Raw genomic sequence first — 21,684 nt, 5'->3', positions numbered from 1 at the left:
CCGTCAACTCCCCATCCTGGCAGCCTCGGTGAGGTCCTTGCCGTACCAGACCTCGGAGTAGGGCCCGGTGTCGCCGTACGCCGGGATCTCCCGGTAGCCGTTGCGCAGGTAGAGGGCGCGGGCCTCGACCAGGTCGAGGCGGGTGTCCAGGACGATCCGCTCGGCGCCCAGCGAGCGGGCGGCCTCGTCGACGGCGGCGAGCAGCCGGGCGCCACCGCCGGTGCCGCGCGTGCCGGGGCGGACGAAGACCCGGGTGAGCTCGACGGTGGTGGCGTCGAGGCGGCGCAGCCCGGCGCAGGACTGGGCCGCGCCGTGGTGGCGGCCGAGCAGGAACACGCCGGTGGGGGCGGCCAGGTCGTCGCTGGGGGTGTCGGCGAGGCCGGACTCCAGCTCCTCCGGGGTGCCCTCCCTGCCCAGGTGGAGGCGGTAGTAGCGGTTGGCCACGTCGTAGTAGTACTCGCGCAGCAGTTCGGCGGCCTCGGGAGTGTTCACATCGGCCGAGGTCACGGTCCAGGGGTCGGTCATGCGCGCATGATCCGTTTCCGGGTGCCGCGGCCGCAAAGGGTTTTCGGGCCGGTCGCCGCGGATTCGGCAAAGGAACGGCAAGGCGGGCGGCGTGCCGTTGCCCCGGCCGGGTGACGGGGGGTTGGCGGGGGCGCCCGGCGGGGGAGCAGTAGCAGCTATGAACGGACCATCAGCTTGTCGCATTAATGGGGACCTGAGTCGAGGTCAGAAGCGGAGCGGCGCACGCACCGGACTGCTGGCCGCCGTCTGCCTCGCCGCCGTGGTCACCGGCTGCGCCGGCCCCGCCGCCCAGCCGAAGCCCGCCCTGGCCGCCGGAGCACCCGCCGCCGGAGCCGCCGCACCGCCCGAGGCCGCCCCGGCGCGGCTCCCCGGCCTGGCCCACCAGGAGGAGGAGACCAGCGGCGAGGCCGCGGCCCGCCAGGAGAACGCGGCCCGCGCCGCCGTGGAGACCGCGCAGCGCTGGGGCCTGGACCGCCCGCCGCTGAAGGCCCCGCCCCGCCCGGCGACCAGGGCCGCGCTCACCCCGGTCCAGGGCGTCAAGCTGAAGGACGGCCGCCCGCCCGTGGTGTTCCGGGTGCCGACCCAGGACAAGGTGGTCTTCCTGACCATCGACGACGGCTTCGAGAAGGACCCGGAGTTCTCCCGGATGGCCCAGGAACTGGGCATCCCGGTCAGCGCCTTCCTCTCCGACTACCTGGTCCGCGACAACTACGGCTACTTCCGGGACCTGCACAAGCAGGGCGTGGAGATCAACAACCACACCATCAACCACCGCAACCTCAAGGTCCTCGACTACGAGACCCAGCGCCAGGAGATCTGCAACCAGCAGGACCAGCTGGAGCAGCAGATCGGCGTCCGCCCCCGGCTCTTCCGGCCCCCGTACGGCGAGTACAACGACGACACCCTGCGAGCAGCCGCCTCCTGCGGCGTCCAGGCGGTGCCGCTGTGGAACGAGGAGGCCTTCCCGGACCACATGGAGTGGCGCTACGACGACCGCACGCTCCACCCGGGCGACATCATCCTCACCCACTTCCGGGGCGTCTCCGACTGGAAGGCCACCATGCCGGACCTGCTGCGCAAGGTGGTCAACGACGTCACCGCGGCCGGCTTCTCGCTGGGCCGGCTGGACGACTACCTGTAGGGCGTGGCCTACGGTGCGCGTCGCGCGCCCGGCGGGAGTCGTCAGCCACGCCCTGGCCGGCACCCGTCGGCGGGAGCCTCAGCCGAGCGAGAGGGCGTCCAGGTACACCCAGGCGCCCTCGTGCCGCACGAACCGGCTGTGCTCGCTGAGCACGCCCTGCTCGCCGCCCTCGGTCCAGTGCGCCCGGAAGGCGACCGTGCCCTCGGCGTGGAAGGCACCGCCCTCGCTGGTGGAGACCACCTCCAGCGAGGTCCAGCGCAGCGCCGGGTCGAAGTCCACCTCGGCGGGCCGGGTGTCCGGGTGCCAGGTGCGCAGCAGGTAGGCCTCGTCCTGGGCGGCGAAGGCGCTGAACCGGGAGCGCATCAGCGACTCGGCGGTGGTGGCCTTCGCCTGGCCGCGGTGCAGTCGGCCGCAGCAGTCGCCGTAGGTGGCGGGCAGGCCGCACGGGCACGGGGAGGACGGCAGCAGCCGGGGAGCGGCGGGGCGGGGCGCGGAACGACGTCGGGACATGCCGTCCATTGTCCCCCAACGGTCGGGAGGGTACGGCCGGGAGGCCCATGAAGGGCCCGCCCCTACCGGTGGAGGGGCGGGCCCGGTCCCGCTACGCGGGGCGCCGGAAGGAGTAGTTGAACTCGGCGTTGCCGAAGTGGCCCATCATCCGGAGCCAGAACGGCATCATCATCTCGGTGGCCCGGGCGCCGGTGATGTCCCCGAGGTCGACGATCCACTCGGCCGGCCAGCCGAACTCGCCCAGCAGCGCGACCGTCTCGGCCTTGGCCCCGGCGTCGTTCCCGGCGATGAACAGGTTGTGCTCACCGGCCAGCCTCCCCGGCGCGACCATCAGCTCGCAGTTCAGCGTGTTGAGCGCCTTCACCACCCGGGCCCCGGGGAACTCGCGCTGGATCTGCTCGCCCACGCTGTCGGTGTTCACCGGGGCGAGGGTGACGCCCTCGGGGCCGAACACCAGCGGGTTGGAGACGTCGATCAGCAGCTTCCCGGCGAGGTGCTCGGCCCCGGCCGCGCGCAGCGCCGCCAGCGAGACCGTCCCGCCGGTGGCGTTCAGCACCACCTCGCCGAAGGCCGCCGCCTCGGCGAAGGTCCCGGCGCCGCCGGCGGGGCCGGCCTGCTCGGCCCAGGCCCGCCCCTTCTCGTTGTCCTTGGTGCGGGAGCCCAGGGTCACCTGATGGCCGAGTGAGACCAGCTTGTCCGCCAGGGTCTGCCCGACCGTGCCGGTGCCGATGATTCCGATGCGCATGGTTCCCCGTTCGTCCCGTGGGTGCCCGCCCCCCGGTGGAGCGGGCCGCGACGACCCTAGTTGACGCACCGTCATCGCGCGCGGATGTTCCGGCTCGGGGGGTGTTCCCCGGGCTCGGGATCAGCCGCGCGGCTCGCCGAACCAGTCGCGCAGCGCCCGCTCCAGCCCCTGCGGGTCGGCGTCGTCCGGGGCGCAGGCCCAGGCGACGTACCCGTCCGGGCGCACCAGCAGCGCGCCGGCCGGGGCCTGCACCGGGTGGGCGGTCACCACGTCGACCCGGTCCTTCCAGGGCGCCGCCCGGTCGGCGAGGCCGAGCGCGCCGCCGGTCAGGTCGAGCACCAACGGCCTTCCGCTGCGGGCGAGTTCGGCCAGCCGGGAGCCGTCGAGGGAGAGCTCCGGGGCGAAGCCGCCGGCGAGCGGGTGCGGGCAGCCGGTGTCGTAGCGGACGTCGCTGCCGGCCATCAGGGCGGCGATCCGGGCGAGGTTGTCGTCGTGGGCCAGCAGTTCGCCGACCAGCGCGCGCAGGGCGGTGACCGCGGGGCCGGGGGACATCAGGGCGGTCTGCGCCTGGGAGTGCATGAACACCCGCTCGCCGACCGGGCGGCGCTCCCGCTGGTAGCTGTCCAGCAGGCCGGGCGGGGCCCAGCCCTGGAGCTCGGCGGCGAGCTTCCAGCCGAGGTTGGCGGCGTCCTGAAGACCGAGGTTGAGGCCGGGGCCGCCGGTCGCGGCGTGCACGTGGGCGGAGTCGCCGACCAGCAGCACCCTGCCGTCGCGGTAGCGCTCGGCGAGCCGGGTGTTGTGTCCGACGGTGCGCCGCGGGGTGTGCCGGCCGGAGGTGCGGGCCGGGGCGAGCGCCAGGTCGGCGCCGGTGACCCGGTGGATGCTGGCGCGCAGCTCGTCCAGGGTGAGCGGGGCGCGCTCGTCCACCGGCGGGCCGCCCCACTCCAGGGTGGCGACCATGACGGCGTCCGGGGAGAAGGGGGCGATCACGAACACGCCGTGGTCGGTGCGGGTGTGGGTGTACGGGCGGAACGGGGTCGGGCAGCCGGGCAGCAGGAACGCGCCGTCGTCGGTGCCGCGGATCCCTTCGGGCGGCAGCACGTGCGCGATCCGGGAGACCGGGTCGGGCGAGGTGACGCCGGGGAAGTCGATCCCGGTGAGCTTGCGGACGGTGCTGCGGCCGCCGTCCGCGCCGACCAGGTAGCGGGTGCGCAACCGCCCGGCGCCGTCCGGGCCGCGGAGGTCGAGCGTTACCCCCGCGGGATCCTGGGTGAGGCCGGTGACCTCGTGGTCGCGGCGCACGGTGACGCCCAGTTCGCGGGCCCGCTCCTCCAGCACTTCCTCGATCCGGTGCTGCGGTACGGGCACGGCGTGCAGCGGGTTGGCGTCGAGGCGGTGCAGGTCCAGCGGGAAGGCGCCGAACACGAAGCGCGGCACCGGTTGCGGCACCCCCGGGGCGCCGCTGAGCGGCTGGTGGAGGCCGCGGTGGTCGAGCAGCCGGAGCACTTGGCCGACCAGCCCGTTGGCCTTCTGTTCGCCTGAGCGCTCGGGCAGCCGGTCCAGCACCACCGGCCGGACTCCGGCCAGCGCCAGTTCGCAGGCCAGGAACAGCCCGACCGGGCCGGCTCCGACGATGACGACGTCGTTGGTCATCTCGATTCCCCCTCTGGGACGGTTGGTTCGTCACGACGACGGATCGGGCAGTCCGGCTGCCAGCTGCCGCAGTGCCTCGGCGAACACCGCCTTGAACGGCAGTGCGGGATCGGCGCTCAGGTACTGCTCGTTGGAGGCCTGCAGTGCGGAGAGCACGGCCGAAGCGACCAACTTCGGGTAGAGGTCCCGGTCGGCGTCGGTGCCGGTCCGGGCGGCGATCGCCGCGGTGAGTTCGGCCCGGGTCTCGGCGCCGCCGCGGAAGAACTCGGCCTGGAGCGAGGGTTCGCGCAGCAGCAGCCGTACGGCGGCGACCCAGCGCGCGTCGGGCGCCTGGTCCGGGCCCTCGAAGGGCTCGACCAGGGACTGGGTCAGCGCCTCCCACAGTGGTTCCCCCGCCGGGCGGGCCCGCAGGGCCTCGGCGGCCCGCAGGACCCGGTCGCGGTGCCGGAAGACGATCGCCTCGGCCTTGCTGGAGAAGTAGTTGTTGTAGGTGCGCGGGGACACTCCGGCCGCGGCTGCGATGTCCTCCACCCGGACGTTCTCCAGCCCCCGCTCCACCGCCAGGCGCAGTGCGGCCCAGCTCAGTGCCTCCCGCGTCGCGGCCTTCTTCCGTTCCCGCAGGCCGGGCTGCCCGTTCGTCATGTGCTCCACTCTCCCGAAAAGGTGCGTGGTGCGCAATAGTGCGTGGCACGCAAGTTTTTCCGGGCATCCGGAGCCGTGGCGAGCCGCCTGCCACCTGCGGTTCGTCGCTGGTAGTAGTTGCGTGGTCGCGGAGCGATGCCCCGCAGGAGCCCGTTCCCGCAGGAATCCGGCGGGACGACCCGACAGGAACTGAGGAGCGGTCATGGGTGGCAGACAGCGTCCGCCGCGGGCGCGGAGCCCGCGCCAGGGCGGGCCGGCCGGCGGCGGCCGGGTGAACTCCCGGGTTGAGATCGCCCGCATCGAGGGCTTCCTGGCCTGGGAGGCGGAGGTGGCGGCCGCCGAACGGGACGCCCGGGCCTTCGCCGCGCAGTTCCCCTGGCTGCCGGACGCGGAGCGGGAGGGCCTGGAACAGGCCTACGCCGCCGACCGGCTGCGCTACGCCGAGGAGGTCGTGGACCGCGCCGTCGACCGCTGCCGCCGGCTGGCCGCCCGCTACCGCGCCGAGTGCCGCCGGATCTGCACCCGCTGGGCGGCGCTCTGCCTCGCCGTCACCCTGGCGGCGGCGCTGTTCGCCGTCCTCCCGGCGGCCCTGGGCGGCTGACGGCGCGCACGAACGACGAGGGCTCGCCGCCGGTTCCGGCGCAGCGGGCCCTCGTCGTCCCAGGAGGGTGATCAGTGGTGGCCGTGGCCGCTGGTGATCTCCTCGTGCTCCTCGGCGGTGGGCTTGGGGATCTGGCTGCCCTGGCCGTAGAAGCCGCGGGACAGCTTGGCCCGGGTGCGGGTCCACAGCCCGGCCTTGCGGACCACGCCGTTCTCGTCCACCTCGGGCGCCAGCTCGACCGGCTCGGGCTGCTCGTGCGAGGTGAGGGTGTACAGCCGGCCCTGCGGCAGCGGCGCGTGCACCTCGACGAACTCACCGTGCTGGAGCCGGTTGATGACGCCGGTCTCCCGGCCGTGCAGCACCTTCTCCTTGTCGCGGCGCTGCAGGCCCAGGCACCAGCGCTTGGTGATCACGAACAGGGCGACCGGCACGGCGAAGAAGCCGGCCCGCACGGCGTAGGTGATCGCGTTGATCGACAGGTGGAAGTGGGTCGCCAGCAGGTCGTTGCCGCCGCCGGCCAGCAGGATCAGGTAGAGGCCCATCCAGGCCACGCCGAAGCCGGTGCGGACCGGGTGGTTGCGCGGCCGGTCGGCGATGTGATGCTCGCCGCGGTCCCCGGTGACCCAGGCCTCCAGGAACGGCCAGCACCAGATGGCCAGCAGCACCGTCGGAAAGATGATCAGCGGGATGAACACCCCGAGGTTCAGGGTGTGGCCGCCCCAGACGCTGATCTCCCAGCCCGGCATCACGCGGATCAGGCCCTCGGAGAAGCCCATGTACCAGTCCGGCTGGGCGTCCGTGGACACCTGGTCGGGCCGGTACGGGCCGTACGCCCAGATCGGGTTGATCGTGGCGATCGCCGCCATGAACGAGATCACGCCGAAGACCAGGAAGAAGAAGCCGCCGGCCTTGCCCATGTACACCGGCATCAGCGGCATGCCGACCACGTTGTCGTTGGTGCGGCCGGGCCCGGCGAACTGGGTGTGCTTGTGGTAGAAGACCAGGATCAGGTGCGCCGCGAGCAGGCCCACCATGATCCCCGGGATCAGCAGGATGTGGACGGTGAACAACCTCGGGATGATGTCGGTGCCCGGGAACTCGCCGCCGTAGATGAAGAACTGCAGGTACGTGCCGACGATCGGGACGGCCAGGACCGCGCCCTCCATGAACCGGATGCCCGTGCCGGAGAGCAGGTCGTCCGGCAGCGAATAGCCCATGAAGCCGTCGAACATGCCCAGGAACAGCAGCAGCGCGCCGAAGATCCAGTTGATCTCGCGGGGCTTGCGGAAGGCGCCGGTGAAGAACACCCGCAGCATGTGGGTCAGCATCGAGGCGATGAAGACCACGGCCGCCCAGTGGTGGATCTGGCGCATCAGCAGGCCGCCGCGGACCTCGAAGCTGATGTTGATGGTGGAGGCGTAGGCCTCGGACATCCGGATGCCCTTGAGCGGGACGTACGAGCCGTCGTAGACGACCTCACCCATGCTCGGGTTGAAGAAGAGGGTCAGCCAGACGCCGGTCAGGATGATGATGACGAAGGTGTAGAGCGCGATCTCGCCCAGCATGAAGGACCAGTGGTCCGGGAAGATCTTGCGCAGGTTGGCCTTGGCGAGGGAGTAGATGCCGAGCCGGCCGTCGGCCCAGTCGGCGAGGGCTTCGGCCGGGTTGGCCGGTTTGGCGCGGGTGCTGGTCACCGGTCCCGGCTGCGACTGCTGGTCGGTTCTCACGACGGGCTCCCCGGCGTTCTCGGCGTGCCGGCGTGGAGGCCCGTCGGCGAGGACGCCGGCCGGCGAAGTGTTGTGATCATGGGACCTCTCGATACGGGCCCGCCGGGCGGACCGGCGCACGGACCTGGGGGTTCGCTGGACCCGTTGCTCAGGGTGATGGAGCGCTTACTCTGTCATGCTGTCGGCAGGGGGCCGACTGTGCACGTCCATCGGGCCGTCCGGCCGCTCGTGTCGGGCCGGACGGGGGGCCCTGACGCCCGATCGGCTGGCCGCCGCCGGGGTGGGCGGGGCGATGCTGCGCCCGGGTGCAGCTGAAGCGTTTCGGCGCGCGCCGCGTCCGGGCGCCGCGCGGGCCCGGGCCTACGCTGCGCCAATGGTGGATCACCGTGAACTCTTCGAGGACGTCATCGAGGCCCTGGCCCGCGCCGGGTTCGACACCGCGTCGGGCGCCTCACCGCTGTCGATCGACCGTCACCCCGAGGGGGTGGCGGTCGGCTGGTCCCCCGGCCCGGAGGCGGACGGGCCGCCGTCCGGACCGGCGCGGGCCGCGGTGACCGGGGCGGCCGCGCTCGTCCTGCGGGAACGGGGCTTCCTGGTCACCGAGACGGAGGACGGGGAGCTGCTGGTGTGCTGCGCCGAACCGGTGACGGCCCCTCCGGGGCCGGAGCCCGGGGCGGCACCCGAGCAGTGGTGGGGGTGACGCAGATCTCCCCGTCGGGCCGGTGGCGTGCGGAGTTGGCCGACGCATGGGTGTTCCCATACCGAACCCTTACCTGAACCGGGGGTGCAGTTGACTGCGGCCGCTCTAAGGTTTGCCTAAGCTAAGCGAAGCGCCCTGGACCCTCGGGTCCGGGGCGTTCGCCGTGCCGTTCCACCGTCACCCCCGGCGGAGCGGTCGAGGACAGGTACAACCCGGGGCGGCCCGGGGGAGGAGCCCGCTGCATGTGGGATGAGGCGTTTCCCAGCTTTCTGATCGGGCTGCGCGAAGGGCTGGAAGCCGGCCTGATCGTGTCGATCCTGGTCGCCACGCTGGTGCGGGCCGGCCAGCAGGGGCGACTGCCCCAGGTCTGGACGGGCGTCGCGGCGGCCGTCGCACTCAGCCTCAGTTTCGGCGCGGTGCTCACCTTCACCGCCGCCAACCTCTCCGGCCACGCCCAGGAGGCGTTCGGCGGAGCGCTGAGCCTGATCGCCGTCGGCTTCGTCACCGTGATGGTGTTCTGGATGCGCCGCTCCGCGCGCACCCTCTCCGCCGACATCAAGGAGAAGGTCCAGGCCTCGCTGGCGATGGGCGCGGGCGCGCTGGTGCTCACCAGCTTCCTCGCCGTCGCCCGTGAGGGCCTGGAGACCTCGCTCTTCCTGTGGACCAACGCGCGCACCGCCGGCGAGTCCACCGGGCCGCTGATCGGCGCCGCCGTCGGGCTGCTGCTCTCCGTCGGCCTGTGCTGGGGGCTGTACCGCCGGGCCCTGAGGATGAACCTCACCAAGTTCTTCACCATCACCGGGGCTGGGCTGATCGTGGTCGCCGCGGGCGTGCTCGGCTACGGCCTGCGGGACCTCCAGGAGTCCGGGCTGGTCGGCGGCGGCGGCACGTACGCCTTCGACCTGAGCGGGCACCTGGACGCCTCCTCCTGGTACGCCACGCTCGTCCAGGGCACCCTCAACCTGACCGTCACCATGACGGTGCTCCAGGTCGTTGGCTACATCGCCTACCTGAGCATCGTGATGACCCTGTTCATCGAGGGGGTGCGGGGCGGCAAGGCGGCTCCGGCGGCGTCGGCCCCGGCCCCGGCCTCGGGTCCGGCTGCAGGTGCGGCTTCGGGTACGGCCTCGGCTGCGGGGAAGGCGGAGGAGAAGGCCGAGCCGGTGCGCGGCGGGCGGCCGCGCTGGGTGCTGCCGACCGCGGCGATCGCCGTCCCGGTCGTGGTGGCCGGCGCCGTGATCGCCGTCAGCGGCGGCAAGCAGGACAGCTCCGCCACCGTCGCGGTCTCCGAGAAGGAGTGCGGCAAGGGCTTCGGCAGCCCCCAGCCGGGCCAGCAGGTGTTCCAGATGCACAACACCGGTGACAAGGTGTCCGAGGTCTATCTCGTCAACCCGGGCAGCGGCGCGGTCTACGGCGAGATCGAGGGCCTGGCCCCCGGCACCACCCGAGCGCTGACCGCCACCATCGGCTCCGGCGACTACGCCTGGCGCTGCGTGCCCGCCGGAGGCACCGCCGTCACCTCCGCCACCGTGCACCTCACCGGCGGCGCCGAGGTCAAGGCCGTCAAGCCGGTCTCCGAGGACGACCTCAAGGCTCCGCTGGACAGCTACAAGGACTACGTCATCAAGGGCCTCGCGACCCTGATGACGCAGACCCAGAAGATCCAGGTCGACATCCACTCCGGTGACCTCGCCACCGCCAAGGCCGACTGGCTCACCGCCCACCTGCAGTACGCCTCGCTCGGCGCCGCCTACGGCACCTTCGCCGACCTCGACAAGAAGATCGACGGCCGTGCCGACGGCTACGCCGACCGGGCCCAGGACCCGGGCTTCACCGGCTTCCTGCGGATGGAGTACGGCCTCTGGCACGGCCAGTCCGCCGCCGAGCTGACGCCCGTCGCCGACGAACTCGCGCAGAACGTCGCCAAGTTGGTGCATGACTTCCCCACCCAGGACTTCGACCCGGGCGACCTCCCGCTGCGCGCCCACGAGATCCTGGAGAACACCCTCCAGTTCGAGCTGACCGGCGACACCGACATGGGCAGCGGCACCAACCTGGCCACCACCCAGGCCAACCTGGCCGGCACCCAGGAACTGCTGACCCTGCTGCAGCCGCTGCTCGACGAGCGCGACCCGCAGGTGCTGGTCCGGGTCAACGCCGGGATGAAGCGGGTCGGGGACCTCGTCGCCGCCGCGCACACCGGCGACGGCTGGACCCCGCTCGACAAGCTGCCCGCCGACAGCCGCCGTCAGCTGAACGGCGCCACCGGCCAGCTGCTCGAAGACCTCTCGCCCGTCCCCGCCCTGCTCGAGATCCGGAAGGCCGCCTGATGTCCGACCGCACCGCAGCCACCGGCTCCTGCCCGTTCCCGCACGCCGCCGCCGCGGCAGCCGCCCAGCCGGTCGCCGACCAGGGCGGCTGCCCGGCCGGCCCGGCCCGCCGCAGCTTCGTCCGGGCCGCGCTCGGCGCGGGCGCCGGGGCCGCCGTACTGGCCGGCGGGGCGTTCACCCTCGGCGCCGAGCCGGCCGCGGCCGGCGACGGCCGCCAGTCGAAGACCGGGGCCGTGCCGTTCCACGGCGACCACCAGGCCGGCATCACCACCCAGGCCCCCGGCTACGCGGCCTTCGTCTCCTGCCAGGTGATCGCCCAGGACCGCAAGGGCTTGGAGGACCTGTTCCGGACCCTCACCGACCGGATCCGCTTCCTCACCGCCGGCGGCACCCCGCCCGACCTCGGCGTCGGCGCCCCGCCGTCGGACAGCGGCATCCTCGGCCCCACCGTGCCCACCGACAACCTCACCGTCACCGTCGGCGTCGGCGCCTCGCTGTTCGACGACCGCTACGGGCTGGCCAAGGCCAAGCCCGTCAAGCTGACGCCGATGAAGACCTTCCCCAACGACAACCTGCAGCCCGCCGAACTGCACGGCGACCTCTCCCTGCAGATCTGCGCCGACCAGCAGGACACCGTGCTGCACGCGCTGCGCGACATCACCCGGCACACCCGGGGCGCGATGCAGATCCTCTGGCGGGTCGACGGCTTCCAGAACCAGTCCCGCCCGGACGGCGCCCAGCGCAACCTGCTCGGCTTCAAGGACGGCATCGTCAACCCGGACACCAAGTCCGCCCGGGAGATGGACAAGCTGGTCTGGGTCACCGACGGCACGGGCGAGCCCGCCTGGGCCACCGGTGGCAGCTACCAGGTGATCCGGATCATCAGGATGCTGATCGAGTTCTGGGACCGGGTCAAGCTCAGCGAGCAGGAGAAGATGTTCGGCCGCCGCCGCGACACCGGCGCGCCGCTGGACGGGCACCAGGAGAACGACGCGCCGGACTACGGCAAGGACCCGGACGGCACGGCGATCCCGCTCAACGCCCACATCCGGCTGGCCAACCCGCGCACCGCCGACACCGACACCTCGCGCATCCTGCGCCGCGGCTTCAACTACGACCGGGGCGTCGACAAGGCGGGCAACCTGGACATGGGCCTGGTGTTCTGCTGCTACCAGCAGGACGTGGTGCGGCAGTTCGAGGCCACCCAGACCCGGCTGATCGACGAGCCGCTGGTGGACTACATCTCGCCGACCGGTGGCGGGTACTTCTTCGTCCTGCCGGGCGTGAAGGACGACGCCGACTGGCTCGGGCGGGGGCTGCTGGCCGCCGGCTGAGACCGATCGCGGAACGGGCCCCGGCATCGTGCCGGGGCCCGTTCGTCGTGTTCGCCGGCTCTCGCCGGCTCTCGGCCGCGTCAGCCGCTTCAGCCGCCGAGGGTGAAGCCGATCACCGCGCCGCCGCCGTCGCGGTTGGCGGCGAAGGCGGTGCCGCCGTGCGAGCGGGCCACCTCGGCGACGATGGCCAGGCCGAGGCCGGAGCCGGGCAGGCTGCGGGCGGCGGTGGCCCGGTAGAAACGGTCGAAGACCCGGTCGAGGTCGGCCTCGTCGATGCCCGGGCCGCGGTCGCGGACCTCGACCCGCGGGCCGCGCGCCACCACCTCGATCGGGGACGTCCCGGCCGGGTCGAACTTGGCCGCGTTGTCCAGCAGGTTGCCCACCGCGCGGGCCAGTGCGTCGGGGCGGGCCATGACGACCGTGGCGTCCACGGTCACGGTGATCTCCCGGTCGCTGCGCCGGCGGGCCTGGGCGGCGGCCTCCCGGACCACCTCGGCGAGCAGCACCTCGACCGGGTCCTCGTCCGCCTTGCGGTCCGCCGCCAGCGCCACCAGCTCCTCCACCAGCTGGGTCAGCTCTCTGGCCTCCTCGGCCAGGTCGGCGAGCAGCGCGGCCCTCTCGGCGGGCGGCAGCCGGTCGATGCTGGGCAGCACCGAGAGGTTGGTGCGCAGGCTGGTCAACGGGGTGCGCAGCTCGTGGCCGGCGTCCTGGACGAGGCGGCGCTGGTTCTCCTTCGCGGTGGCGAGCCGGACCAGCATCCGGTCGAAGGCGCGGCCGAGCCGGCCCACCTCGTCCGTCCCGGAGGCGGGCACCGGGACGTCCAGCCGGCCGCTGGCGGCGACCCGTTCGGCGGCGTCGGTGAGCCGGACCAGCCGGCCGGTGATCCGGCCGGCGACCAGCCGGCCGGCGCCGCCCGCCACCAGGACGACGGCCGCCACCACGGCCACCATCTGGTGCCGCAGCACCTCCAACAACTTCTCGATGTCGTCGAGTTGCTGGACGATCTGGACGGCGCCCCGGCCGCCGCCGAGGGACACCACGCCCACCCGGCAGGTGACGCCGCCGAGGTGGCGCATGTCCGTCACCGTTCGGGCCGGGGCGTCGGCGCCGGCCAGCTCGCGGTCGTCCGCGGTGGTCGGCAGGGCGAGCCGGGCGGTGCCCGGGAGGATCGTGCCGGTGGCGTCCAGGGGCTGGGCGGTGACCCGGATCGGGTGCAGCAGCTGCTCGCTCAGCCCGCCGGGGCCGTTGAAGTCCCCCGGGTAGAGCTTCTCCCGGTCGACCTGGCCGCTGACGGCGTGGACGGCCGAGTTGAAGTCGTCCGACTCGTCGTCCCGGATCAGCGCGGCGGCGGCGTGGTAGCCGAGCGTGCCGATCACCACCGCGACCAGGGCCGCCATCGCCGCGAAGGCGAGCGAGAGGGTGGTGCGCAGGCCCGGGCGCGGCAGGGGGCGGCCCGCGGGGCCGGTCACGGCTCGCGCAGCGTGTAGCCGACGCCGCGGACGGTGTGGATCAGCGGGGACAGGCCGGGGCGGTCGAGTTTTCGGCGGAGGTAGCCGATGAAGACCGCGAGGTTCTTGGAACCGGGGCCGAAGTCGTAGCCCCAGATCCGCTCGTACAGGGTGGTCTGGTCCAGGACGGCGCCGGCGTTGCGGGTGAGCAGCTCCAGCAGGTCGAACTCGGTTCGGGACAGCTCCAGCTCCTGGCCGTCGCGCCAGGCCCGGCGGGCGGGCGGCTCGACCCGCAGGTCGGCGACGGTCAGAACGTTCTCGGTGGTCTCGGCGGGCGGGTTGCGGCGCAGCAGGGCGCGCAGGCGGGCGAACAGCTCGTCCACGTCGAAGGGCTTGACCAGGTAGTCGTCGGCGCCGGCGTCCAGGCCGGCGATCCGGTCGGGGACCTCCACCCGGGCGGTGAGCATCAGTACCGGGGTGCGGTCCCCGGCGGCGCGCAGCCGGCGGCAGACCTCCAGGCCGTCCGGCGCGGGCATCATCACGTCGAGTACCAGGACGTCCGGGCGCTGCTCGGCGAGGACGGCCAGGGTCTGGGTTCCGTCCGCGGCCATCCGCACCCGGTAGCCCTCCAGCGTCAGGGCGCGGGTGAGCGATTCGCGGATGGCGCGGTCGTCCTCGGCGATCAGCACGGTGTGGGTCATGGGGGAGATTCTCCCTGGCGTGCTCACGGCAGTGGAGCGCCGGGGGTCGGGTTCCCGGGGGCCGCGGGTTTCGTCCGCTGCTTCGTGGGCGTACCGTGGCCACACGGTGGCGCGCCGGTGGGTGGGCCCGGTGCGGCGGGCCGCCGACCGGAGTCGATGCGCACCGCCGGAGGCCGTGATGGCAGATCCGATGGCAGGGCGGATGGCCTTCCTCACCACCCCGCGCGAGGAGCGGGCGCGGCGGGAGGCCCGGGAGCGGCTGGCGGACTGGCGGGAGGTGTACCGGGCGGGGACGCCGCCGCCGGTGGTCGGCGGGCAGGCGGCCCGCTGCATGGACTGCGGACTGCCGTTCTGCCACGCGGCCTGCCCGCTGGGGAACCTGGTGCCGGAGTGGAACCGGCTGGTGGCGGACGGGGACTGGCGGGCCGCGGCCGCCCGGCTGCTGGCCACCGACAACTTCCCGGAGTTCACCGGGCGGCTCTGCCCGGCGCCCTGCGAGAGCGCCTGCGTGCTGGCCATCGACGGCGCGGCCGTGACCATCCGGAACGTGGAGCTGGCGATCGTCGAACGGGCCCTGGCCGAGGGCTGGGACCGGCCGCAGCCGCCCGAGCGGCCGGAGCCCGGCGGACGGGTGGCGGTGATCGGCTCGGGCCCCGCCGGGCTGGCCGCCGCCCAGCAGCTGACCCGGGCCGGGCACGCGGTCACCGTCTACGAACGGGCCGACCGCGCGGGCGGGCTGCTGCGCTACGGGATCCCCCCGTTCCGGCTGGAGAAGCACCGGCTGGAGCGTCGGCTCGACCAACTGCGGGCCGAGGGAACCGAGTTCCGTACCGGGGTGTGGGCCGGGCGAGACATCACGGGCGAGCAGCTGCGGGCGGAGCACGACGCGGTAGTGGTCGCGGTGGGTGCCGGCGCCCACCGGGAGCCGGGGGTGTCCGGCCGCGGGCTGGCCGGGGTGCACCCGGCGATGGAGTACCTGACTTGGGCGAACCGGGTGGACGAGGGGGACGTCGGCGCCTCGCCGCTGTCCGCGCGGGGCCTGCGGGTGGTGATCGTCGGCGGCGGGGACACCGCATCGGACTGCCTGGGGACGGCGCTGCGCCAGGGCGCGGTCTCGGTCACCCAGCTGGACATCAACCCGCGCCCGCCGGAGCGGCGTTCACCGGGGCAGCCGTGGCCGGTCGACCCGAAGGTGTACCGGGAGACCACCTCGCACGAGGAGTCGGGCGCGGTCGGGGCCTCCTCCGGGGCGGACGACGGGCGGGTGTTCGCGGCCGTCACGGTCGGGTTCGAGCCGGGACCGGACGGGCGGCTGGGTGCCGTCCGCTTCGCCGAGGCCGCGCCGGACGACCGCAGCCCCCGGGCGGGCACCGAGCGGGTGCTCCCGGCGGAGCTGGCGCTGCTCGCGCTGGGCTTCACCGGGCCGGAACCGGACCAGCCGCTGTACGCCCAACTCGGCCTGGGCATCGGGCCGGAGGGCACGCTGGAGCGGGACGACGGCTTCGGCACCGCCGCCGACGCCGTGTTCGTCGCCGGGGACGCCGGGCGCGGCCAGTCGCTGATCGTCTGGGCGATCGCCGAGGGCCGGGCGGTGGCCGCGGCGGTGGACCGCCGCCTGCGCGGGCGGACCGAACTGCCGGCGCCGGTCCGGGCGTCGGCGCGGGCCCTCAGGCTGTGAGGGCCCGCGACGGTTGCGGGTTCTCGGCGGAGGGTTCTCGGCCGCGGGTTCTGAGTCGCGGGTTCCGGGTCGAGGGTTCTCGGCTGCGGGTTCTGAGTCGAGTGTGCTCGGTCGAGGGTTCTCGGCTGCGGTTTCTCGGCTGTGGTCCCTCAGCCGAGGCCGAGGACGGACACCGCGGTGGTCCAGTTGGTGGCGATGGCCTGCTGGGCGGGAACCAGGTCCACCTGGTGGTTGCAGACGGCGCGGTAGAGCTTGTACTCCACGGTGTCCTTGTCGGTGGAGGTCAGGCCGCTGGAGTCGGTGGTGTAGTGCGGCTCGGGCCAGAGGTTGCCGGGGTCGGTGGGGTGGCCGCCGAGGGACAGCGGGATGAAGTGGTCCTCCTCGTAGTCCGCCGTGCTGGTGTCCGCGTAGCCGTACTGGGCGATCTGCTGGACCTTCAGGCGGTTGGTGTACGAGGTGGAGGGGCGGATCGAGGTGCTGTAGCCCGGGACGCAGATGGTGGAGTCGATGGTGTCCTGGGTGACGTCCGGGTTGGTGACCCCCGGGGTGCAGGCGGAGTCGGGCAGCGGGAGGTAGGCCTGCGAGCAGCTGGTGTCGAGGGCGGCGCTGGTGCGGGTGGGGGCCGCGTGGGCGGTACCGGCGGTCGCGAGGGCGGCCGCGGCGAGCACCACGGTGGCGACGGCAGGGGCGAGGCGGTGGGCGCGAAGCATGGGGGAGCTCCCTGTCACGGGCTCGGCACGGAACGCCGGGCGGTGGGTGTCCATGTCACCATCCGTCGATCTATGCGGGTAGACAGGGAGCGGTGAACGGTTGGCGAAGCGTCAGTCGACGTGGTCGGGGCAAGAGTTCGCTTGACGCGGACCTGACGGAGAGGGGAGCGGCCGGGCCGGGCCGACCTGTTCGGTACGCCCGGTCTGCTGGGTGCGCTGGTCGTAGCGCCAGAGCGCGGGGAGGGCGGCGGCCAGGACGGCGCTGCCGCCCAGGCAGAGTAGGCCGCCGGTGCCCAGCGCGGCCCGGATGCCCCGGCGGGCGGCCAGCCCACCCGCGCGGAGGTCGCCGAGAGCCGGCCCGGCGGAGCCGATCAGCAGCTCCAGGCCGGCGGTCCGGCCGCGGAGTTCGTCCGGAACGGACCGGTTCCAGATGGCGCTGCGGAAGGTGTCGCCGATCCAGTGGGCGGCGCCCGCGAGGGCCAGGCAGGGCAGTACGGCCCACAGGCCGGGGGCGACGGCGGCCGCCGCGGTGGCCGCGCCGACCAGGGCGGCCGAGAGCAGGACCAGCCGTCCGTGTCGGTGCACCCGACCGGTCCAGCCGCCGGCCGCGGCCGCGAGCAGGGCGCCGGCGGCGGACGCGGAGTAGAGCAGCCCGAGCGCCCACGTCGCGTTCAACTCCGCGGCCAGGAAAGGGAACAGCGCGGTGGGCAGGGCCAGGACGGCGGCGGCGAGGTCGGCCAGGTAGGTGCCGAGGAGGTCCGGCCTGCGGGCCGCGTACCGGACGCCCTCGGCGAACTCGCGCAGCGGCGGCCCTTCGGCGTCCCGCTCGGAGGGGGCCGGCCGCAGCCGGGCGAGCAGGGCGATCGACAGCAGGAAGGTGGCCAGGTCGACCAGGTAAGCCACCGGGACGCCGGCGCTCGCGATCAGCAGTCCGGCGGCCGCCGGGGCCGCCACCCCGCCGACGCTCCAGCGCAGCGAGAGCAGCGCTCCGGCCGCCACCAGCTGCTCCGGCGGCACCAGCCGGGGGACCATCGCCTCCAACGAGGGCTGCTGGAGGCCCTGGATCGCCGCCGCGAGTGCCGCGGCGAGGTAGAGCGGCCAGACGGCGGGCGTGTCGAGCAGCGCGTTGGCCAGCAGCAGGGCGCTGAGCGCGGCGAGCGCGACCTCGGTGGCCAGGGCGACGCTGCGGCGGTCGGCACGGTCGGCGAGGACGCCGCCGTAGAGGCCGAACAGGACGGTGGGCAGGAGTTCGGCGGCGCCGACGGCTCCCACGGCGAGCGGTGAGCCGGTGAGGTCGGCGATCTGCAGGGGGATCGCGGTCATGGTGAAGACCGAGCCGAGCAGGGTGACCGTGCCGGAGGTCCAGATCAGGCGGAAGTCCCGGGAGGAGCGCCAGGGGGTGGTGTCGGGCAGGAGGCGGTGGCGGAGGCGCTGAGGCTCCGGGGCGGTCGTCGGTGAGGTCATGCGGGGTCCTTGGTCATCGCGTCCGTGTTTCCTTATCAGTGATAAAGTCCGGGCTCGGAACTTAGCGGCGATAAGGTGGGCCCCGCAAGCGGATAACCGGGAGGCCGATCGCATGGCGCTGCAACGCGACGAGGTGGTGCGCACCGCGCTGCGGGTGCTCAACGAGGAGGGCATCGACGGGCTCAGCACCCGCCGGCTCGCCCGGGAACTCGGCGTGCAGTCACCGGCGCTGTACTGGCACTTCAAGAACAAGCGGGAACTGCTCGACCTGATGGCCGAGGCGATGCTCGCCGACGCCCTCCCGCCCGACCGCGAACCCGACCCGGAACACTGGCCCGAATGGATCGCCGCCGACGCCCGGGCCAAGCGGAGCGCCCTGCTCGCCTATCGCGACGGCGCCCGGGTACACGCCGGTACCCTGCCCACCGAGGACGAACTACCCGCCGTCGAAGCACAGTTGAGTGCACTGTGCCGGGCCGGGCTGCGCCCGCGCACCGCGCTGCGACTGCTGCTGACCGTCGACCGCTACATCATGGGCTGGGTCACCGAGGAACAGGCCTGGCGGCAGGACGCCGCCGAACGCACCCGGCCGCCCTTCCCTGACGAGGCGCTGCGCGAGCTCCCGCTGCTGCGTGAAGCGGCCGACGTCCTGCGGATGACCGACCACGACGCCGACTTCGACTACGGGCTGCGGGTGCTGGTGGAGGGCTTCCGGGCGGAGATCGGCCGCGAGGCGGCGGAGGGTCAGGGCTGAGGGAGCGGATGGTTCGGCCTGAGGTGGCGGAGGGTCAGGGCTGAGGGGACTGGCATGAGCAGGGGATGGGCTGAGGGGACTGGCATGAGCAGGGGATGGGCTGAGGGGACTGGCATGAGCAGGGGATGGGCTAGCGTGAGCGCAATGACCACCCTTGATCCCCGAACCGCGGCCCTGGTCCTGGTCGACCTGATGGACCGGATCGTCGCCCACCAGCTCGCACCGCACACCGGCCCGGACGTGGTGACCGCCTCGCTGCGCCTCGCCGAGGGCTTCCGTGCCGTCGGCGCCCCCGTCATCGCGGTACGGGTCGAGCGGCCGGGCGTCGCCGAGCAGCCGCCCGGCAGCGAACTGGTCGCCGAGGTCGCGGCGGCGGCCGACGAGGTCGTGGTGAAGCGCACCATCGGGGCCTTCCAGGGCACCGGACTGCACGAACTGCTCCAGGCCCGCGGCGTGCAGACGCTGGTGTTCGCCGGGATCGCCACCAACCTCGGGGTGGAGTCCAGTGCCCGCGCGGCCGGTGACCTCGGTTACCGGCTGGTGTTCGTCGAGGACGCGACGACCGGGCTGACGGAAGCCGAGCACCGGGCCTCGGTGGAGTTGGACTTCCCGCGGCTGGGGGAGGTCGTGGCGGCGGCGGACGTGCGGTTGGGATAGCCGGGAGGGCGGGCCGGGGATCGGTGGGACGCGGGTCCTGCCCATTCTCCGCCGATCCGGCCGCTGTGCGCTGACGCTCGCTCCATCGGCACTGTGCAGACTTCCAGTGCCGGGGCGGCGTCTTTTTCATTTCCTGACGTTCCCGTTCACCGGCGTACCCGGTGGCAGGTGGCAGGTGACATCAAGCGGCCGGGCCCATTGCGGACAGTCCTGAGTCGTTCCGGGGGGCTGGCGGGTCCAGCAGGATGGTGATCACCGGGACGGCGGGGAGGCAGACTCCCCGGCCCGGGGCCGCAGCGGGCCGTACCGGCCTGCCTCGCCATCGACGTGTCCGGGGGGCTTCTGTGTTCCGCACCGCCTGTTCGACCGACGCCTGTGTCCGGTTCGCCGGCTCGGGCATGCCCTCCCGGTCTTCGTAGGCCTCCGTAGGTCTTCGTAGGTCATCGGGTCGGAGTTGTCGCTCCAGCTCAACTTCTTTCGCTGCCAATCTGATTGGGCGCATCGCGGCGCCCGCACGGTCTCGTTCGGGCGCCGCTGACCCCGTCGCCTGCTTTCCAGGCAACTCGACGACCACACCCGCACCCGCGCCCACGCCCGCGCCCACGCCCGCACCCGCGCCCACGCCCGCCATGCGTGGGGAGTGTCATCGGTGTGCGCTCGGCGGTCTCTTCTCTGCCTTCCTGTCCTCCTCACCTCATGGGAGCCGTCATGCCCGGACGCACTCGACGATCGACGTTCACCGCCGCCTCGGCGGTCCTGGCCCTGTGTGCCGCGGCCGTGGTGACCGGTTGCGGGGCGGCCGACCGCAGCGCGCCCACGGCTGCCGCGTCGAGCGTGGGCGCCCCGAATGCCAGTCCAACGTCCGTAACGAGTAAGGGAGTCGAGACGGCAACCGCGACGCCGACGTCATCGGCGAGCACCCCGACAGTCGACGCGAGTCCCTCCGGTGGGCCCGAGCCCGCGCCGGCGGCGGGGGCCGCCCCCGCCGCCGCTGCGCCGTCGGCCAAGGGCGACCCGGGGGCCGCCCTCACTCCCGCCGTCCAGCCGGCCGGCCTGGCGCAGCTGCCGATGGCGCCGAAGCTCGGGTGGAAGCCCGACGGCCCGCTGAGCAGCGAGGACGTGCAGGGCCGGGAGATCACCCTCAATGAGTGCGCGGCCGTCACCGGCGCCACCACCTGGCAGCAGCAGGGCTACCTGAGCGCGGCCCGCAACCCGGCGGGGCAGCAGCTGTTCTCCTTCCCCGGTCCGGAGGTCGCACACGCCGCCTACCAGAAGCTGCTGGCCGACATGGACGCCTGCCAGACGTCCTCCCGGCAGCTCCAGGCCCGTCAGGGCGTGGCCCAGGACGCCACCGTGACCCGCACGGCGTCCACGGCCGATGGAACGTCATGGTCCAGGGCCTGGACGGGAGTGGGCGGCATGTCGGCCCCCGATCACCAGACCAATCACCTCTACGCGCTCCAGCAGGGAGCTGTTCTCACGCTCTTCGAGTTCGACGAACTCCAGGAGCGTCCCGCCCCGGCGCACGACACCGGTCCGACCCGTCGGTACTGGCCGCGCTTGCCGCGCTCGCGGTCCGGCACTGAAGCCGCACCGGTTCCGCTTTCCGTCTCGTCCTCTCGCTTCCGCATTCTCCATTGAAGGGAAACACGTCCGTGCCACTGAAGAAGTCACCGCGACGCCTGGCCGGTGTCCTGGTCGCCGCCTGCGCCGCCTCCGCGGTGCTGGCCACCGCGCCCGCTCGCGCCGACAGTGTCCTGTCCACGTACATAGCCGCTTCGTCGACCGGTTCGCTGGGCGACAACGCCGCCCCGGGTGGCAAGGTCACGCGCGGCCAGGTCCTGGCGCGCGCCCAGGCCTGGGTGAACCAGAGCGTTCCGTACAGCACCAACGGGCTCGTGGCGCCGTTCAGTTGGTGGTCCGACTCGCAGACGGGCGGTCGCTACCGCCAGGACTGCTCGGGATACGTCTCCATGGCCTGGGAGCTGCCCGAGAGTCCGAACACGGGCGGCCTTCCCTCCTACGGGTCCGTCATCGACAGGTCGGACCTCCAGCCCGGTGACATCCTCAACAGCGCGGAGCATGTGGTCATCTTCGCCGGCTGGCGGGACAAGGGCGCGGGGACGTTCAACTACTACCAGGAGAGCGGACGTTCCAGGCCGACGAACTACAACACCGACGGCGACCTGAACGCATCCAAGCTCTCCTCGCACGCGATGAGCAGCTACACCGCCTACCGCTACAAGAACATCGTGGACGACGTTGCGGCGCCGTCGGCTCCGGGGTCGATGGTCACGGCGTCGGCGATCGGCAATCAGGTGCATCTGAACATCGTGGGTTCGGATGGGCAGTTGTGGTCGACGG

Annotated in this window: 20 protein-coding genes; 10 read left to right on the top strand and 10 right to left on the bottom strand. The window is 73.2% G+C overall.

Features of this window, described 5'->3' with window-relative positions; translation table 11 throughout:
• Nucleotides 1-3: 3 nt before the first annotated feature.
• Nucleotides 4-525, bottom strand: a complete 522-nt coding sequence (locus ACZ7BZ_RS25835; RefSeq protein ID WP_470360365.1) for a GNAT family N-acetyltransferase — start codon at nt 523-525, stop codon at nt 4-6.
• A 157-nt stretch (nt 526-682) separates the two neighbouring features.
• Here ACZ7BZ_RS25835 and ACZ7BZ_RS25830 point away from each other — a divergent pair, with 157 nt between their 5' ends.
• A complete protein-coding gene (locus ACZ7BZ_RS25830) occupies nt 683-1,666 on the top strand; it encodes a polysaccharide deacetylase family protein (protein WP_470360364.1) in 984 nt (327 codons plus the stop codon).
• A gap of 78 nt (nt 1,667-1,744) precedes the next feature.
• Here the strand turns inward: ACZ7BZ_RS25830 and ACZ7BZ_RS25825 are convergent, their stop codons facing one another.
• From ACZ7BZ_RS25825 to ACZ7BZ_RS25810, 4 genes are all read right to left on the bottom strand, one after another.
• A complete protein-coding gene (locus tag ACZ7BZ_RS25825; RefSeq protein WP_470360363.1) occupies nt 1,745-2,176 on the bottom strand; it encodes a YchJ family protein in 432 nt (143 codons plus the stop codon).
• Between the two features lie 91 nt (nt 2,177-2,267).
• On the bottom strand, nt 2,268-2,921 hold the full coding sequence (locus ACZ7BZ_RS25820) for an NADPH-dependent F420 reductase (protein ID WP_470360362.1): 654 nt from the start codon (nt 2,919-2,921) through the stop codon (nt 2,268-2,270).
• Nucleotides 2,922-3,041: 120 nt separating this feature from the next.
• Nucleotides 3,042-4,574, bottom strand: coding sequence for an FAD-dependent monooxygenase (locus ACZ7BZ_RS25815; RefSeq protein WP_470360361.1), 1,533 nt, complete (start codon nt 4,572-4,574; stop codon nt 3,042-3,044).
• 30 nt (nt 4,575-4,604) lie between these two features.
• Nucleotides 4,605-5,216, bottom strand: coding sequence for an acyl-CoA-like ligand-binding transcription factor (locus ACZ7BZ_RS25810; RefSeq protein WP_470360360.1), 612 nt, complete (start codon nt 5,214-5,216; stop codon nt 4,605-4,607).
• A 202-nt stretch (nt 5,217-5,418) separates the two neighbouring features.
• On the opposite strand from ACZ7BZ_RS25810, the gene ACZ7BZ_RS25805 reads away from it, so the two are divergent.
• Nucleotides 5,419-5,817, top strand: coding sequence for a cytochrome C oxidase subunit I (locus tag ACZ7BZ_RS25805; RefSeq protein ID WP_470360359.1), 399 nt, complete (start codon nt 5,419-5,421; stop codon nt 5,815-5,817).
• A gap of 71 nt (nt 5,818-5,888) precedes the next feature.
• Here ACZ7BZ_RS25805 and qcrB read toward each other — a convergent pair whose 3' ends face one another.
• Nucleotides 5,889-7,511 (bottom strand): cytochrome bc1 complex cytochrome b subunit, encoded by a 1,623-nt coding sequence (qcrB, locus tag ACZ7BZ_RS25800; protein WP_470360396.1) that lies wholly within the window; start codon nt 7,509-7,511, stop codon nt 5,889-5,891.
• Between the two features lie 406 nt (nt 7,512-7,917).
• Here qcrB and ACZ7BZ_RS25795 point away from each other — a divergent pair, with 406 nt between their 5' ends.
• The 3 genes from ACZ7BZ_RS25795 to efeB all read left to right on the top strand — a co-directional run bounded on the left by ACZ7BZ_RS25795 (nt 7,918) and on the right by efeB (nt 11,908).
• Nucleotides 7,918-8,244 (top strand): hypothetical protein, encoded by a 327-nt coding sequence (locus ACZ7BZ_RS25795; protein ID WP_470360358.1) that lies wholly within the window; start codon nt 7,918-7,920, stop codon nt 8,242-8,244.
• Nucleotides 8,245-8,486: 242 nt separating this feature from the next.
• Nucleotides 8,487-10,574, top strand: a complete 2,088-nt coding sequence (gene efeU / locus ACZ7BZ_RS25790) for an iron uptake transporter permease EfeU (protein WP_470360357.1) — start codon at nt 8,487-8,489, stop codon at nt 10,572-10,574.
• Nucleotides 10,574-11,908 (top strand): iron uptake transporter deferrochelatase/peroxidase subunit, encoded by a 1,335-nt coding sequence (gene efeB, locus ACZ7BZ_RS25785; RefSeq protein ID WP_470360356.1) that lies wholly within the window; start codon nt 10,574-10,576, stop codon nt 11,906-11,908. Before efeU ends, efeB begins: the two co-directional genes overlap by 1 nt.
• An 89-nt stretch (nt 11,909-11,997) precedes the next feature.
• Here the strand turns inward: efeB and ACZ7BZ_RS25780 are convergent, their stop codons facing one another.
• Together ACZ7BZ_RS25780 and ACZ7BZ_RS25775 are read right to left on the bottom strand one after the other, a co-directional pair.
• A complete protein-coding gene (locus ACZ7BZ_RS25780) occupies nt 11,998-13,377 on the bottom strand; it encodes a sensor histidine kinase (RefSeq protein WP_470360355.1) in 1,380 nt (459 codons plus the stop codon).
• Nucleotides 13,374-14,057, bottom strand: coding sequence for a response regulator transcription factor (locus ACZ7BZ_RS25775; protein ID WP_470360354.1), 684 nt, complete (start codon nt 14,055-14,057; stop codon nt 13,374-13,376). Before ACZ7BZ_RS25775 ends, ACZ7BZ_RS25780 begins: the two co-directional genes overlap by 4 nt.
• A gap of 190 nt (nt 14,058-14,247) precedes the next feature.
• Here ACZ7BZ_RS25775 and ACZ7BZ_RS25770 point away from each other — a divergent pair, with 190 nt between their 5' ends.
• Nucleotides 14,248-15,735: a glutamate synthase subunit beta gene (locus ACZ7BZ_RS25770; RefSeq protein WP_470360395.1), complete on the top strand. Its 1,488-nt coding sequence runs from the start codon at nt 14,248-14,250 to the stop codon at nt 15,733-15,735.
• Between the two features lie 149 nt (nt 15,736-15,884).
• Here ACZ7BZ_RS25770 and ACZ7BZ_RS25765 read toward each other — a convergent pair whose 3' ends face one another.
• Together ACZ7BZ_RS25765 and ACZ7BZ_RS25760 are read right to left on the bottom strand one after the other, a co-directional pair.
• Nucleotides 15,885-16,445: a hypothetical protein gene (locus ACZ7BZ_RS25765; RefSeq protein WP_470360353.1), complete on the bottom strand. Its 561-nt coding sequence runs from the start codon at nt 16,443-16,445 to the stop codon at nt 15,885-15,887.
• Nucleotides 16,446-16,556: 111 nt separating this feature from the next.
• On the bottom strand, nt 16,557-17,909 hold the full coding sequence (locus tag ACZ7BZ_RS25760) for an MFS transporter (protein WP_470360352.1): 1,353 nt from the start codon (nt 17,907-17,909) through the stop codon (nt 16,557-16,559).
• Nucleotides 17,910-18,021: 112 nt separating this feature from the next.
• Here ACZ7BZ_RS25760 and ACZ7BZ_RS25755 point away from each other — a divergent pair, with 112 nt between their 5' ends.
• The 4 genes from ACZ7BZ_RS25755 to ACZ7BZ_RS25740 all read left to right on the top strand — a co-directional run.
• A complete protein-coding gene (locus tag ACZ7BZ_RS25755; RefSeq protein ID WP_470360351.1) occupies nt 18,022-18,663 on the top strand; it encodes a TetR/AcrR family transcriptional regulator C-terminal domain-containing protein in 642 nt (213 codons plus the stop codon).
• 144 nt (nt 18,664-18,807) lie between these two features.
• Nucleotides 18,808-19,320 carry an isochorismatase family protein gene (locus ACZ7BZ_RS25750; RefSeq protein ID WP_470360350.1) on the top strand — a complete coding sequence of 171 codons (513 nt, stop codon included), beginning with the start codon at nt 18,808-18,810 and terminating at the stop codon, nt 19,318-19,320.
• Nucleotides 19,321-20,388: 1,068 nt separating this feature from the next.
• The gene (locus ACZ7BZ_RS25745) at nt 20,389-20,961 is read left to right on the top strand and encodes a hypothetical protein (protein ID WP_470360349.1); all 573 of its coding nucleotides are present in this window, start codon (nt 20,389-20,391) and stop codon (nt 20,959-20,961) included.
• 14 nt (nt 20,962-20,975) lie between these two features.
• Nucleotides 20,976-21,684, top strand: a 709-nt coding sequence (locus ACZ7BZ_RS25740) for an NlpC/P60 family protein (RefSeq protein WP_470360348.1), incomplete at its 3' end; no start/stop codon positions are given.

The organism is Kitasatospora sp. NPDC036934 (assembly GCF_055608425.1).
The sequence above is the reverse complement of the archived record's forward strand: the minus strand, read 5'-3'. Positions and strand labels throughout refer to the sequence as shown.

Coding starts and splice junctions, on each gene's coding strand:
- ACZ7BZ_RS25745 (WP_470360349.1), top strand. CDS start 20,389: ATGGCGCCGAAGCTCGGGTGGAAGCCCGACGGCCCGCTGAGCAGCGAG.
- ACZ7BZ_RS25835 (WP_470360365.1), bottom strand. CDS start 525: ATGACCGACCCCTGGACCGTGACCTCGGCCGATGTGAACACTCCCGAG.
- ACZ7BZ_RS25830 (WP_470360364.1), top strand. CDS start 683: ATGAACGGACCATCAGCTTGTCGCATTAATGGGGACCTGAGTCGAGGT.
- efeB (WP_470360356.1), top strand. CDS start 10,574: ATGTCCGACCGCACCGCAGCCACCGGCTCCTGCCCGTTCCCGCACGCC.
- ACZ7BZ_RS25825 (WP_470360363.1), bottom strand. CDS start 2,176: ATGTCCCGACGTCGTTCCGCGCCCCGCCCCGCCGCTCCCCGGCTGCTG.
- ACZ7BZ_RS25810 (WP_470360360.1), bottom strand. CDS start 5,216: ATGACGAACGGGCAGCCCGGCCTGCGGGAACGGAAGAAGGCCGCGACG.
- ACZ7BZ_RS25760 (WP_470360352.1), bottom strand. CDS start 17,909: ATGACCTCACCGACGACCGCCCCGGAGCCTCAGCGCCTCCGCCACCGC.
- ACZ7BZ_RS25795 (WP_470360358.1), top strand. CDS start 7,918: ATGGTGGATCACCGTGAACTCTTCGAGGACGTCATCGAGGCCCTGGCC.
- ACZ7BZ_RS25815 (WP_470360361.1), bottom strand. CDS start 4,574: ATGACCAACGACGTCGTCATCGTCGGAGCCGGCCCGGTCGGGCTGTTC.
- ACZ7BZ_RS25765 (WP_470360353.1), bottom strand. CDS start 16,445: ATGCTTCGCGCCCACCGCCTCGCCCCTGCCGTCGCCACCGTGGTGCTC.
- ACZ7BZ_RS25750 (WP_470360350.1), top strand. CDS start 18,808: ATGACCACCCTTGATCCCCGAACCGCGGCCCTGGTCCTGGTCGACCTG.
- ACZ7BZ_RS25820 (WP_470360362.1), bottom strand. CDS start 2,921: ATGCGCATCGGAATCATCGGCACCGGCACGGTCGGGCAGACCCTGGCG.
- ACZ7BZ_RS25770 (WP_470360395.1), top strand. CDS start 14,248: ATGGCAGGGCGGATGGCCTTCCTCACCACCCCGCGCGAGGAGCGGGCG.
- efeU (WP_470360357.1), top strand. CDS start 8,487: ATGTGGGATGAGGCGTTTCCCAGCTTTCTGATCGGGCTGCGCGAAGGG.
- ACZ7BZ_RS25755 (WP_470360351.1), top strand. CDS start 18,022: ATGGCGCTGCAACGCGACGAGGTGGTGCGCACCGCGCTGCGGGTGCTC.
- ACZ7BZ_RS25775 (WP_470360354.1), bottom strand. CDS start 14,057: ATGACCCACACCGTGCTGATCGCCGAGGACGACCGCGCCATCCGCGAA.
- ACZ7BZ_RS25805 (WP_470360359.1), top strand. CDS start 5,419: ATGGGTGGCAGACAGCGTCCGCCGCGGGCGCGGAGCCCGCGCCAGGGC.